Raw genomic sequence first — 1,162 nt, 5'->3', positions numbered from 1 at the left:
GGCTTCAACGTCCCGGCGCCAGAGCATGAGTAACGCGCCGAGCCGGCGCAAGGCGCGGGCGACCGCCGCCACGGCGTGCGCCACCGCGACGCCGTTTCCCAGCATCGCGTTGCTGTTGCAGGGCGGCGGCGCGCTTGGCGCCTATCAGGCCGGCGTGTATCAGGCGCTGGCCGAACACCGGATCGAACCCACCTGGGTCGCCGGCATCTCGATCGGCGCGATCAACAGCGCGATCATCGCCGGCAATGCGCCCGAACACCGGGTGGATCGGCTGCGCGCTTTCTGGGAGGGCGTGTCGACCGGGCTTAACGGCTGGGCCGACTGGCTGCCGCACCTCGTTCATGAGAAGCATGTGCGCGGGGTGGTCAACCAGTTCGCGGCCGGTGGCGTGCTGATGAACGGCGTGCCAGGTTTCTTTTCGCCCCGCTTCCCGTCGCCGCCGCTCCAGCGCAGCGGCACTGTCGGCGCGACGAGCTGGTACCACACCGCCGCGCTCCGCCCCACGCTGGAGCGGTTGATCGATTTCGACCGGATCAATACGCGCGCGATGCGGTTCAGCGTCGGCGCGGTCAACGTTCGCACCGGAAATTTCGCCTATTTCGACAACGCCACCGATACGATCCGGGTCGAGCATGTGATGGCGTCGGGTGCGTTGCCGCCCGGTTTTCCGGCGGTGGAGATCGACGGTGAACAGTATTGGGACGGCGGCATGGTGTCGAACACGCCCCTCGACTGGGTGCTGTCGGCGCCGTCTAGGCTCGACACGCTGATCTTCCAGATCGACCTGTGGAGCGCGGCCGGAACGGTCCCGCGCGATCTGGCGACCGTCGCTGTGCGGATGAAGGAGATTCAATACTCCAGCCGCACCCGCGCGGCGACCGAGGCGTTCCGTGAGATCCAGACCTATCGCGCCGCGTTCGACACGCTGTTTCGGAACCTGCCCGATGCGTTGAGGGAGACGCCAGAAGCGCGGTTGCTGGCGGATGTGTCCGACCCGGCGGCGTACAGCATCGTCCAGCTCGTCTATCGATCGCCTACCTATGAAGGCGCATCCAAGGATTATGAGTTTTCGCGCCAGACGATGGAGGATCATTGGCGCACCGGGTACGAAAACGCGCTGACCACGCTCGCGCATCCCGAGATCCTGGCGCCGCCGACCGAG

1 protein-coding gene is annotated in these 1,162 nt (G+C 66.6%); it reads left to right on the top strand.

Annotated elements, in window-relative coordinates; translation table 11 throughout:
- Nucleotides 1–25 precede the first annotated feature (25 nt).
- Nucleotides 26–1,162, top strand: a 1,137-nt coding sequence (locus tag A1351_RS03995; RefSeq protein ID WP_064032292.1) for a patatin-like phospholipase family protein, incomplete at its 3' end; no start/stop codon positions are given.

Source organism: Methylosinus sp. R-45379, from assembly GCF_001644125.1.
Taxonomy (GTDB): Bacteria; Pseudomonadota; Alphaproteobacteria; order Rhizobiales; family Beijerinckiaceae; genus Methylosinus.
This window is presented reverse-complemented; position numbering and strand designations above follow the sequence as displayed.